This window comes from Legionella maioricensis (assembly GCF_023618015.1).
In the GTDB taxonomy this organism is placed as follows: Bacteria; Pseudomonadota; Gammaproteobacteria; order Legionellales; family Legionellaceae; genus Legionella; species Legionella maioricensis.
On the sequence record NZ_JAJKBJ010000008.1, the window covers coordinates 1 to 11897 of the forward strand.

Sequence of the window (11897 nt, forward strand, 5' to 3'; positions counted from 1 at the left end):
CAAATGAAAATAGCGGCTAATTTTTTGGTTGCTGATTTTGAACGATAATTTATGGATCTTTTGACTTTAACTCCCTTACTTCTTCTACCAGAGAAGCAATTTGATTTATAAAAAGAGGATGTGCCAGTATAATCCAATCACTAATGATGAGTGGATTATTCATAGAGGCTTTCCAAAGGTTTTATCCTCAATCTTTGGTTATTCTTTTTCTTCCTCATCTAATAACATTTCATTCAAATCAAATTCAACACCATTCAGAAATGATTCAATTCGATTGAATAATGTTTTATTTATTGAAGTTAAATGCTGGGGGTTATTTCTTATATCTTCAGCTATAGAATCCAGAAAATTATCTATAGTAGGCATCTTGATTTTCTTCCATTTTCGAAAGGAATACATGCCCATCAGGCTGAACAGTATCAGGAATAATAATTTGATATCTATCTGTTAAAGTAGATTCAATGTGTAATAGGTTGGCCACAATTTCTCTCCTAAATACCTCATATAATATATCGCAATGCAAATGCATTACCAAGTCAAGATCGGGTTTATAATAGATCAATAGGTGGCGGCTTCTTATGCCCTATCCTCTGTCGCAACTTGTTTTATGTAACGCGTTAATAACAGCGGTAGGGTTGCTTGCAATAACAGTTAAATAAGCTCTTGCAGATGATTCCGGCGTTCGTTCACCCCGCTCCCATTTTTCTAATGTTCGAACACTGAACCCGAATTCTTCACAAAATTTTTGTCGGCTCATATGCATTTTCTTTCTAATAGCCATAACATCTACTTGAGTAGGAACCAGCACTTCATGTGTAACTGCGCCTTCCTGATTACCTTTGGCATACTCAAGAGCTTCTTGGGCGCCGCGAATTAAACTTTCACCTAAATCACTCATGTTCAACCTCCCCATAAACCTTAACAATAGATTTAATAATGGTTTTTAATATGCTCTTCTCGCTTTCGGAAATATTTTCCTTCTTGCTCTTTCCGTAGGCAGTAAATAAAAAAATGGGTATTTTTTGGTTATGATAATAGTATATAACTCGAGCACCACCACTCTTACCCTGATTACTATCAGTTGTCCAACGAATCTTCCTTGCCCCACCAGTGCCGGGGATGAGATCTCCTTCCGTAGGATTTTGAGCAATATGACTTACAAAGTCCTCTCTGCTTTTCTTATCCATACAAGATTCTGCTTGCTTTAAATATTCAGCCGTTTCAACCACAACTTGTAATTTTTTTATTATTTTCATAATGACATTATGACCCCAAAGGGGTTATTTGTCAACCCTAATGGGGTTGTTCCTGAAAGTATATGCTTATTAATTAGAGACTAACCATGACATGTTTATATAAGTATATTGAATGTTAATTGAATAATTAAAACTAGCCATATCTCCTGCTATAATCAACTGAATTAATTGTGAAAGGATATACAATGGAAAGCCAAATAAACATTGAATATATTTATGATAAAAATATAAATATACTCCTTGGTGCGGGAGCCTCTTATGGCTTATTCCCAACCTTGGAATTAATGTTAGAAGGCGAGAATGGTAACCGATTCACTATCGAAACTTTAGCGGAAAAATTTGAAAGCCAAAATCAACCTAAACTAAAAACTTTACTATTTATGTATTATTTTAAATCATGTATAAAACCTGTTTTAGAATTTTGTATACATAATTTAGAGACTTCCAAACAAAATGTAATACTGCAATATAGTAATTTTATCCATACGATTTTAAGTATTTTATATAAACGCACATCGCCTAAACGAAGATGTAATATTTTTACAACAAACTATGATGGATGTATAGCTCTTTCATCGGAAGAAATATTAAAACAAGGGCAACGCGATTTTATCTTAAATGATGGAACAAGAGGGTTTAGAAAAAAATATTTACAAGCCAAAAACTTTAATACATTTTTATGCCAGACAGGAATTTTTGAGAAAAATTATATCGATGTACCTCAAATAAATCTAATTCATCTACATGGTTCGGCTTATTGGCAGAAAGAAGATGATCGCATAATTGTCGATTATCAATCATCAGGTAAATTTTCAGAAATAGGCCAAATTGTTACTCAAATGAGTCCTCTATTAGATCAATTCACAGACATAATTTCTTCTGATAAATCAGAATTTTCATCTTTAAACTCTATGCGCTTAGATGATTTAAGTTATGATTTGGAACAACAGTTCTGGCAGGAATACAAAAAAATACCTATTGTTAATCCTGAAAAGTGGAAGTTTCATGAAACGGTATTTGAGGAACATTATTATCAAATGCTCAGGGCTTTAAGTTATGAACTTGAAAAGGATCATACCATACTTATCTCATTTGGTTTTTCTTTTGCTGATGAACATATACTTAATTTGATTAAACGTTCTTTATCAAATCATCTACTGCAGTTATTCGTTTGCTGTTTTAATGATCAAGAAAAAAAGAATCTGGAAAAAAAGTTTCTTGGATATAAGAACATACAATTTATTTCCTGCAAGGAAAATTTAAATTTTGAAATATTTAATACCAATGTTTTCACTTTGGAACCCAATAACCCAGAGAGACAATAATGACCATTTTAGTAGGTGAGGTTATAGCGGTGCACGGTATAAAAATAATTTTAAAAATTTTCGATGAATCAAGTAAAGATACTATATTTTATAAAGGGAATAAGTTTAAAGGTGTATCTATTCGAGAACATTTAATTATTCAAAGGGGGTTTATAAATATTGCCTGTATTGTTGAAGGGGAATTTCTTGACGAATCTAGATTTGAGGCAGAGAGCAACAAAATCACATATATAAGAAAGGTAGAAGTTAAACCTATTGGTTACTTTAAAAAAGATATTTTTACCGAAGGAATTAAATTTTTACCCATGATTAAAGATCCGGTGTTTCTTATTTCTGAAGAAGAAATATCTAAAATCTATCATAATGACATGGCAAATCATGATCTTGTTATTGGCAAAATGTTAAAAGAAAATATACCTGTCTATCTTCAATGGGAAAAACTGTTCAACACACATATTGGTATATTTGGAAATACCGGAAGTGGTAAGTCGAATACTTTAGCAAAGTTATATACAACTTTATTTAATTCAAAATTAAATGAAATTAAAAATAAAAGCCAATTCATATTAATCGATTTCAATGGTGAATATACGAATGATCAGCTGGTCCAAGAAAAAGACAAAACCGTTTACCATTTAAATACTCGAGGAACTGGAAGGGAAAAAAATAAATTTCCCATTAGTCCAGAGAATTTATTGGATTCAGAAGTATTAGGCTTATTATTTAAAGCAACCTCAAATACGCAAAAGCCTTTCCTAGATAGATTAGTTAATTCTTGGAAAAAATATTATGACGAAGACACTAATAGTAATCTTCTCGCCTATATAAAATACACCTTTAAAAAATCATTTTCCGCATCATCCCAAAAAAAGGAAGTTAAAGATTTACTTCTCACTGCAATGGTAAATATTAATAATAAGGATATGGAAGAGTTTCTAAATAAAATATCGTGGCACTCTACTCAGGAACATTTTATTACTGATAGTAACCAACACTTCAATGGTAGTGAAGAGTCTTATAAACTAATAATGAAGGCCAATGTTGATAAAATAACGATTGAAAATATTGATTTTTTTAAAGAGCTAATTATTCGTGTTCATTTACAGTTAACTAATGATTTAACTTCAAGTCATTTTCAATTTGAGCACATACAACCATTATTAAAAAGAATAGAATCTACAGTAAAAGACTTGGAAAAAACTTTATCTGTTTCTTCGAAAAAGCATAATACTCACTTTTTGAAAATCATATCATTAAGAAAATGCAATCAAGATATTAAAAAAATTATTCCTCTACTTTTAGCTAAATACTATTATGAATCTCATAAAAAAACTGTTAACAGCCCACCGGAAAAGACTTTACATTTAATCATTGATGAAGCCCATAATGTCTTATCTCTGCAGTCAACACGTGAACAAGAAAGCTGGAAAGATTATCGTTTGGAATTATTTGAAGAAATAATTAAAGAAGGACGTAAATTTGGTGTTTTTTTGACATTATCAAGCCAACGACCCGCCGATATTTCCGCAACAATAATGTCTCAGATTCATAATTTTTTTATACATCGCCTCGTAAATGATAAAGATTTATTTTTACTAGATAATACTATAAGCACGTTAGATACATTATCAAAAGGTATGATCCCAAACTTAGCAAAAGGCTGCTGTATAATAACAGGTACATCTTTTAATCTGCCACTCGTAGTCCAAGTAGACAAATTGGAAAGACAGCATCAACCAGATAGTGAAGATGTTAACTTAGCTGAAATATGGCGATAAAATTCGTCATATTTCATAATTATGTAAAGTGAATTTTTAGTAGGGCATTCACTTTATGCAAAAAGATCTTCAATTGTTGACTGCATTTCTTCTTGGCTGGGCTTGGCGTATCGAAAAATTTCTTTAATAGAAACGTTCCCACTCAACTCTTGCGCAAAATGCACTCCATGCTTGTCGGTCACTTTCTTTAAAAAAGTATGTCGAAGTTTATGGGGTGTAAATTCAAATCGCTCATTTTCGGGTAAAAGTGCAAGCACTTGTTTTAAAACACGCTGACATATTCGAAAAATATTCCGTGTATTAATACGATTCCCTGCCCTATTTATAAATAAGGGTTCGTTAGGCTCTGAAACTCGGCTCTTTAAATAATTATCCAAATGTTCTCTGGCTTCTTGCGGTAACGCAATTTTAGTAGTCACCCGTTTACTTTTATGTCGAACAACAGAATGAAACCCTTTTGAATGATACTGGTGTATATTTAATGAGACCAATTCAGATTCCCGCAAGCCAGTTCCTAACAATACATAAAAGACTGCCGTCTCCAGTAATGCATTTTGATTTTTTCGAGTACACATTTTGGCACGCTGCTCACAGGCTGCTTTTAAACGCATAAGCTGTTTCGAACTTAAACCATTCCATTCTGGCGCATCGGTTTGTAAATCCTTAACCCCAGATAACGGATCACCAGCTATTAAGGGTCTTTGTTGGTAAAGCCATCGGCCTGCATGACGAATGGTTGCCATGGTTCGATTTATGGAAGTCGCCTTGTATCCTTTACCGGTTTTCTCAGAAATGGTATTACACAAGGAGCGTTGAAATTGTTTGCTGACTGCTGGTGTCCAATTGTCCACCTGGTCATGCCCTACTTCGACCTGGAAAAAATTTAAAAATTTAGATAAGTCTTTTTGTTTCGCCTGAACTGTTTTTTCAGGTGCGCCTTTGACATGAACCTGAAAATAAAATGACAACCAGGCCGACAAAGAATTGGTATCAAAATGAACATCCAAGGGATGAAAAACCTTATCTACCCCAAACTTTCGATTTTTGTCATTTTGGTCATCCAGGAAATTCAAGGCCTTCTCCATGAGTGTTTTTTCAATAATACCCTATTTGGGGTAGATAAGGTACGTTATCTACCCCAAATATTAACACATCCTACACCAACTTAAATCTCCCCTGTTTTTATAAATTTTTCTGGGATAAAAACTCAGCGCGCCTTATAATGGTGTATCAAGCTTTAACCCCGGATTTAATAATGAATATCAGCCAATTAGACGTAGAAGATAAAATAATCGAAATCAGAAACAAACATGTCATTATAGATAGTGATGTCGCTCAGTTATATGGTGTAGAAACTAAAAGAATTAACGAAGCTGTAAGCAGAAATCCAGAAAAATTTCCTGAAGGTTATTTGGTTGAACTTACCGAACAAGAAAAACAGGAGGTAGTCGCAAATTGCGACCACCTAACTTCTCTAAAATTTTCACCTAATTTGCCTAAGGCTTTCACAGAGAAAGGCCTTTATATGCTAGCGACTATATTAAAAAGCCCAAAAGCCACAGAAACTACCCTAGCTATCATCGATACCTTCACAAAGGTAAGAGAAATATCACGCACTATTAAAGCAATACCACAAACCCCACAAAACTCACCAAAGTATCAAGAGCTCATGCAAAAAACAGGTGATTTAATTTCAGATCTAGTAGTTCCTGATGACCTCGACACATCTGAAACTGAAGCTAGCATAGAAGTTAATCTTGCTATTGTAAAATTCAAATATTCAGTCAAGAAAAAAAACAAGTAATATTTTGTTGAAAATAAAGCATTTTAATGGGATTACAATATTTTAAATATTGATATGAGGTTTTAATGCTTAGATACCATTTAAATAATGGATTAAAGCTACATTCCAGACTATGGGGGACTATTTTTTATTAATCAAAGTTGCACTCTGAGCAGTAATCACCGGAATGTGGAAGAAAATTTATGTATGGAATATAATTGAACATCTTTTAAACCAAGGTGCTTTATGACAGAAGAGTTGTTTGTTTCTGCCTGGAAGAAAGGGATTAAAAAAGTAGGAGCTGAATTTTTTAATATAAAAGCCTCATCTCTTGATATGGCTCAGAAAAAATGGCAGTTAGAGCCAAACTACCAGTTTATCAAAAATGCAATTGGCAGCTACAGTCATGGCAAACAAGTTTTACTTGGTTTAATGTATTCGTTTTATGATCCTGACTGTGGTCAGGAACTTTTAGTCCAGGCTCAGTGCCCTAATTTCGTGCAGGCAATTTTCATTCTTGACGAAGAAGCACGGAACATTATCTCACAATTATGGTTACATCATACAGGTTGGTAATTTATCTTAAACTGATGTGTAATTTATCCTGAAACAACATATAATTTTATCAAAAGCCACTCACCATGGTTCATCATGCCAATAGCAGGAAGCATCATCCATGACAGGTTTTCAATATGTTGACGGGTAAATACAATTCTATTTATACCTCAAATCATCTCATTAATCACTTTTTCTGGGTTGAATACAACTTGTTCACTATGCTCCATGGCCTCTATTTAGGAGATTATCACCTGTATGAATAATTCAAATAAAGTAGTGGTATCCATGAAGAAATATGTTTGGATATTATATTTTCTTAAACGAGATCCTAGAGTTAATAGGAAAGCTAAATTAGTTGTACTAATGACTCTCGCTTATGCTTTGAGCCCAATTGATTTAATTCCTGATTTCATTCCTATTCTAGGATTACTAGATGATTTAATCATTATCCCCTTAGGAATTTACTTAGCGATTAAACTAATACCTCAAGAGGTTTGGAATGACTGCAATCGGCTTGCAGATATTTCTATTGATAAAGGTGAGTTATTACCAAAAAACTGGGTGGTTGCGTCAATTATTGTGCTCTTGTGGGTAATAGTTATTACCCTAGTTGCTAAATGGCTATGGCATTTTTTTCTTACTTAGTTGCCAATCCTTATTTGACCTAACTAGTTAATTCCAATTATAAGTTTAGGCGAGCAATCGACCTTTTACCTTCCCTTTATTTACCTCACTCATTCTGTATATAAAATTCACGCTCTTGTCTATTTTCACCTTGACTAAGAATGATGAGATTGTGAGTCCAGGGCAATTGTCTCGCCACTGGTGAGACAATTTTGTCATCCTAATAGATTTCGTACAATTGCCTCATGCTAAACAATTTGGTCTTGTAAATCCTCGAAGTCCCGAATGAGTTTTTTCTATATAATCAGCAAGTTGTGGTACACTCCAGGCCGTGAAATAGTAAAATAAATAATAATTAACACAAGATAAATATGGATTCATCTTCTTTACATGTATTGCCCACCATTAATATCTAGATTAGCGCCAGTAATAAAGCCTCTTTCGGGAGCTGCAAGGAATGTGACTGCATCAGCTACCTCTTCAGGTTTACCTAATCGACCAACGGGTATGTAAGTAACAATTGCATTGAGAATCTCTTCTTTGATAGAAGCTAACATGGGCGTTTCAATATATCCTGGAGAAATGGTATTGACTGTAATTCCTTTATTAGCTACTTCCAACGCTAAACTTTTGGTAAAACCAAAAAGAGCTGCTTTGGTTGCAGCATAATTGCATTGCCCAAATTGGCCTTTGCGACCATTAATCGATGAAATACTAATAATTCGACCATAGCCTTGAGCAAGCATAGCGGGTAACACATTACGCGTCATATTAAATACACTGGTCAAATTGGCATCAATAACCTGTTGCCATTGTTGGGAGGTCATTTTCTTTAAAGTCGTATCGCATGTGATCCCCGCATTATTGACCAAAACATCGATACGTCCATAGCGCTCCATCAATAAATCAGTGAGTTTTTCACAATCAGCAAATTGAGTCGTATCACCATAGAGAATATCCACATCATAGCCGGCCTCTCTCTGACTTTCTTGCCATCGTTTTGCTTCGTCATGTTTGCCATTTTTAAAATAACATGCAATGACTTGGTAATCAGCTGCAAGACGTTGGCATATTGCAGAACCTATCCCACCGGTACCTCCTGTTACCACTGCTGTCATTCGTTCCATAAACGACTCCTTCATTTAAATATTTCTTCAATAGATAAAAAAATAATAAATTATCATGCAATCTCAACTTCTTCTGCCTGCAAGCCTTTTTGGCCTTTACCCACTTTAAATAGAACACTAGAATTTTCATGAAGATTTTTAAAACCGCTACCCTGAATGGCACTGAAGTGCACAAAATAATCCTTGCCACTACTCTCAATAAAGCCAAATCCTTTATCTTTATTAAACCATTTTACCTTTCCACGTATTTTATCTGTCATAGCGATCGTCCTAATGATAATAAAATAGAGCTTACACCAAATGAAGAAAAATTACTCTAAATGGACTGCTGAATTTTATAGAAACGCTCCGTTGTTTTCTATTATGGGGTATTTTAAGAATACCCCAGAAACTGCCTCCTATCTGAATATAAATTATCAACAGCATCTCGAATATTTTGAATGCAAGGACAAATCCTGCGCTGATTGACTCCAATAAGACAAAGTTATAAAAATACTTCAACGGTTTATCTAGCTGAGTGAACTATGACAACTACTATAAGAACAATGCTGTCTTCTGATTGGAACGAGGTTAAAAATATCTATTTAGAAGGTATAGCCACTCAAAATGCAACTTTTCAAACAGCTGCTCCAAAGTGGCATGAATGGGATAAAACCCATTTAACCATATGTAGATTTGTAGCAACATCCACACAAATGATGGGTAGGGCAATGTTAAGCCCTATATCAAATCGTTGTGTATATTCTGGGGTAGCTGAAGTTAGTGTCTATGTATCTAAATATAATCAAAATCAGGGGATTGGCAGTTTACTTCTTTCGAAAGTTATTTCCGAATCAGAGAAAAATAAAATATGGACATTGGAGGCTGGGATCTTTCCTGAAAATTCAGCAAGTCTCATACTTCATAAAAAACTTGGTTTTCGTGAAATTGGTTTTAGAGAAAAGTTAGGTCAGTTAAATGGTGTTTGGAGAGACGTTATATTATTAGAACGTAGAAGCAAATTATTTTAATGTACTCTATGTAGATCATTTTTGGATTGCCGCACCTAATACATTTGACTAAATTTAATTATTCGACTATTCTGGAATTATGGACACAAAAGAATCTATAAAAATATTTGATACTCTTTCGCAAGAAACCCGTTTGCAAGTTTTTCGATTACTTGTTCAGGCGGGACCTGAAGGGTTATCAGCAAGTGCAATTGGCGATGAATTAGGTATCTTACACAATACCTTGTCATTTCATCTAAGCCACTTGTCTCATGCTGGAATTGTAACCTCTTGCCGTAAAGGACGTTATGTTTTTTATTCAGCAAATTTTGAATTAATGCGGGATTTTATCGCCTTTCTTGTTCAGGATTGTTGCAGCAAACAACAAGTCAGAATTCAACAACCCGATACAAAAAATTGTCTCGTTATTGAGTTAAATAGTTGTTGTCCTTCTACTAAGGAGTAAATCATGAAGCGTTTTCATATTCATATTGGTGTGAGCAACCTTGATGAGAGCATCCGTTTCTATAATGCTTTGTTTGGAGCTGAGCCTGTCAAAGTGAAATCTGATTATGCCAAATGGATGCTGGAAGATCCGCGCATCAATTTTGCAATTTCAACGCGTGCTGACAAACATGGGGTAGAGCACTTAGGTATTCAAGTAGATAATGCCGTTGAGTTAGCGGAATTAAGAAAACAATTTTCAGAAGCCAATATTTCTATGCATAGTGAGGGTGAAACAACCTGTTGTTATGCCAAATCAGAGAAGTCATGGGTCAATGACCCAAATGGAATCGTCTGGGAAGCCTATCATACCATGCAAGATGTACAATTTTTTTCGGGTGGAGATTCAACTGAAAGCTCTTGTTGTATACCAGAAAAAAACACAACAACTTCTTGCTGTGATACCAAGTCAAAAGCAACTGGATGCTGTGGCTGATGAATACTAAGCCAATTAGATTATTATTTCTTTGTACAGGTAATTCTTGTCGGTCTATTATGGCCGAAGCTATAACCAATCATTACTCCAATGGCCGCCATCTAGCCTTTAGCGCGGGTAGTTTCCCGACTGGAAACATACATCCCAAAGCAATTGAAACGCTTACCAATCATGGCATAAAGCCAAATGCGCCTCGTAGTAAATCCTGGAATGAGTTTAAATCAGAGTCTATTGATTTAGTGATTACCGTCTGTGATCAGGCCGCTCGCGAAAGTTGTCCCATTTTCCCTGGTCACCCGAAAAAACTCCATTGGAGTATTCCTGATCCTGCTAAAGCAGAAGGCTCTGAAATGGAAATTAATGCCGCATTTGAGGAGGTATTTAATCAACTGAAACAACGGATAGAAAAGGAGTTGCTATCATGAACACTTGTAGCACCCATCGCCTTTCTTTTTTAGATAGGTATTTAACCTTCTGGATTTTCCTGACCATGGCCGCAGGTGTTGGTATCGGTTCACTCTTTACGGAAACACCACAATTTATCAACTCATTATCTATTGGCTCCACCAATATTCCTATCGCATTTGGATTGATTTTAATGATGTACCCTCCTCTGGCCCGAGTGAAATATGAAGAATTACCGCTGGTATTTAGAGATTGGCGCATTTTATTATTGTCCTTAATTCAAAATTGGCTTATTGGTCCATTCCTCATGTTTGGGCTTGCTGTTTTATTTTTGCATAGCTACCCTGAATATATGACTGGACTCATTCTCATTGGGTTAGCGCGGTGTATTGCCATGGTCATTGTCTGGAATCAGCTGGCTGAGGGTGATAATCAATATGTTGCAGCCTTAGTCGCGTTTAATAGCATTTTTCAATTGTTGTTTTTTAGTATCTATGCCTGGTTTTTCCTCACGGTCTTGCCTCCTCTGATAGGCATGACTGGCCAAATAATTCACATCGATTTTATGACCATTGCTGAAAGTGTCTTTATCTATCTTGGAGTTCCCTTTTTTGCTGGATTTCTAACTCGCTTTGTATTGATAAAGAAAAAAGGGCTGTCTTGGTATGAAACCCATTTTTTACCAAAAATTTCTCCTATTACCCTAGTTGCTCTGCTTTTTACGATATTGTCAATGTTTGCTTTGAAAGGGGCTATGGTTTTACAACTTCCCTTGGATGTGATTCGTATTGCAACTCCATTAACACTTTATTTTATTGTGATGTTCTTTATCAGTTTTGCGATGGGCAAACTCGTTGGTGCTAACTATGAAAAAACAACAGCAGCGTCTTTTACAGCAGCCAGTAATAATTTTGAACTGGCTATTGCTGTAGCAATTGCTACCTTCGGACTAAATTCTAGCATTGCTTTTACAACAGTCATTGGCCCACTGGTTGAAGTACCTGTTCTTATTTTGTTAGTGGATGTTGCCTTTTGGCTACAACGTTCATGGTTTTCAGAAAGAAACCTGGAACCAGAAAAATAGATATAATCTAATATTGAAATTACTCAAT

Annotated in this window: 18 protein-coding genes; 10 read left to right on the forward strand and 8 right to left on the reverse strand. The window is 34.9% G+C overall.

Annotated features, from left to right (window positions below; genetic code table 11):
- Nucleotides 1-49: 49 nt before the first annotated feature.
- From LOX96_RS17550 to LOX96_RS08025, 5 genes are all read right to left on the reverse strand, one after another.
- Entirely contained in the window at nucleotides 50-163 is a 114-nt protein-coding gene (locus LOX96_RS17550; protein WP_147286496.1) for a type II toxin-antitoxin system YhaV family toxin, read from the reverse strand.
- Nucleotides 164-198: 35 nt separating this feature from the next.
- Complete coding sequence (locus LOX96_RS08015; protein ID WP_230849074.1) at nucleotides 199-366, reverse strand: type II toxin-antitoxin system PrlF family antitoxin; 168 nt, start codon at nucleotides 364-366, stop codon at nucleotides 199-201.
- Complete coding sequence (locus tag LOX96_RS17555) at nucleotides 350-481, reverse strand: AbrB/MazE/SpoVT family DNA-binding domain-containing protein (protein WP_261341902.1); 132 nt, start codon at nucleotides 479-481, stop codon at nucleotides 350-352. Before LOX96_RS17555 ends, LOX96_RS08015 begins: the two co-directional genes overlap by 17 nt.
- 102 nt (nucleotides 482-583) lie before the next feature.
- Entirely contained in the window at nucleotides 584-898 is a 315-nt protein-coding gene (locus tag LOX96_RS08020) for a helix-turn-helix domain-containing protein (protein ID WP_058478569.1), read from the reverse strand.
- Entirely contained in the window at nucleotides 891-1256 is a 366-nt protein-coding gene (locus LOX96_RS08025; protein ID WP_058478570.1) for a type II toxin-antitoxin system RelE/ParE family toxin, read from the reverse strand. Before LOX96_RS08025 ends, LOX96_RS08020 begins: the two co-directional genes overlap by 8 nt.
- A gap of 185 nt (nucleotides 1257-1441) precedes the next feature.
- Here LOX96_RS08025 and LOX96_RS08030 point away from each other — a divergent pair, with 185 nt between their 5' ends.
- Together LOX96_RS08030 and LOX96_RS08035 are read left to right on the forward strand one after the other, a co-directional pair.
- Nucleotides 1442-2581: an SIR2 family protein gene (locus LOX96_RS08030; RefSeq protein WP_058478571.1), complete on the forward strand. Its 1140-nt coding sequence runs from the start codon at nucleotides 1442-1444 to the stop codon at nucleotides 2579-2581.
- Nucleotides 2581-4359 (forward strand): ATP-binding protein, encoded by a 1779-nt coding sequence (locus LOX96_RS08035; RefSeq protein WP_058478572.1) that lies wholly within the window; start codon nucleotides 2581-2583, stop codon nucleotides 4357-4359. The genes LOX96_RS08030 and LOX96_RS08035 overlap by 1 nt, the downstream gene beginning before the upstream one ends.
- A gap of 53 nt (nucleotides 4360-4412) precedes the next feature.
- Here LOX96_RS08035 and LOX96_RS08040 read toward each other — a convergent pair whose 3' ends face one another.
- Complete coding sequence (locus LOX96_RS08040) at nucleotides 4413-5432, reverse strand: tyrosine-type recombinase/integrase (RefSeq protein ID WP_058478648.1); 1020 nt, start codon at nucleotides 5430-5432, stop codon at nucleotides 4413-4415.
- Between the two features lie 182 nt (nucleotides 5433-5614).
- On the opposite strand from LOX96_RS08040, the gene LOX96_RS08045 reads away from it, so the two are divergent.
- The 3 genes from LOX96_RS08045 to LOX96_RS08055 all read left to right on the forward strand — a co-directional run bounded on the left by LOX96_RS08045 (nucleotide 5615) and on the right by LOX96_RS08055 (nucleotide 7345).
- A complete protein-coding gene (locus LOX96_RS08045; protein ID WP_058478573.1) occupies nucleotides 5615-6163 on the forward strand; it encodes an ORF6N domain-containing protein in 549 nt (182 codons plus the stop codon).
- Nucleotides 6164-6388: 225 nt separating this feature from the next.
- Entirely contained in the window at nucleotides 6389-6718 is a 330-nt protein-coding gene (locus LOX96_RS08050; RefSeq protein ID WP_058478574.1) for a hypothetical protein, read from the forward strand.
- Nucleotides 6719-6955: 237 nt separating this feature from the next.
- Nucleotides 6956-7345 carry a YkvA family protein gene (locus LOX96_RS08055; RefSeq protein ID WP_058478575.1) on the forward strand — a complete coding sequence of 130 codons (390 nt, stop codon included), beginning with the start codon at nucleotides 6956-6958 and terminating at the stop codon, nucleotides 7343-7345.
- A 365-nt stretch (nucleotides 7346-7710) separates the two neighbouring features.
- On the opposite strand, the gene phbB is transcribed toward LOX96_RS08055, so the two are convergent.
- A complete protein-coding gene (phbB, locus tag LOX96_RS08060; RefSeq protein WP_058478576.1) occupies nucleotides 7711-8451 on the reverse strand; it encodes an acetoacetyl-CoA reductase in 741 nt (246 codons plus the stop codon).
- Nucleotides 8452-8504: 53 nt separating this feature from the next.
- Nucleotides 8505-8711 (reverse strand): cold-shock protein, encoded by a 207-nt coding sequence (locus LOX96_RS08065; RefSeq protein WP_058478577.1) that lies wholly within the window; start codon nucleotides 8709-8711, stop codon nucleotides 8505-8507.
- 264 nt (nucleotides 8712-8975) lie between these two features.
- Between LOX96_RS08065 and LOX96_RS08070 the strand changes: the two genes are divergently transcribed.
- From LOX96_RS08070 to arsB, 5 genes are all read left to right on the forward strand, one after another.
- Nucleotides 8976-9461, forward strand: a complete 486-nt coding sequence (locus LOX96_RS08070; RefSeq protein WP_058478578.1) for a GNAT family N-acetyltransferase — start codon at nucleotides 8976-8978, stop codon at nucleotides 9459-9461.
- Nucleotides 9462-9540: 79 nt separating this feature from the next.
- Nucleotides 9541-9906 (forward strand): ArsR/SmtB family transcription factor, encoded by a 366-nt coding sequence (locus LOX96_RS08075; protein ID WP_058478579.1) that lies wholly within the window; start codon nucleotides 9541-9543, stop codon nucleotides 9904-9906.
- A 3-nt stretch (nucleotides 9907-9909) separates the two neighbouring features.
- Nucleotides 9910-10380 carry an ArsI/CadI family heavy metal resistance metalloenzyme gene (locus LOX96_RS08080; protein ID WP_058478580.1) on the forward strand — a complete coding sequence of 157 codons (471 nt, stop codon included), beginning with the start codon at nucleotides 9910-9912 and terminating at the stop codon, nucleotides 10378-10380.
- Nucleotides 10380-10805 (forward strand): arsenate reductase ArsC, encoded by a 426-nt coding sequence (locus LOX96_RS08085; RefSeq protein WP_058478581.1) that lies wholly within the window; start codon nucleotides 10380-10382, stop codon nucleotides 10803-10805. The genes LOX96_RS08080 and LOX96_RS08085 overlap by 1 nt, the downstream gene beginning before the upstream one ends.
- Nucleotides 10802-11869 carry an ACR3 family arsenite efflux transporter gene (gene arsB, locus LOX96_RS08090; protein ID WP_058478582.1) on the forward strand — a complete coding sequence of 356 codons (1068 nt, stop codon included), beginning with the start codon at nucleotides 10802-10804 and terminating at the stop codon, nucleotides 11867-11869. The genes LOX96_RS08085 and arsB overlap by 4 nt, the downstream gene beginning before the upstream one ends.
- Nucleotides 11870-11897 lie beyond the last annotated feature (28 nt).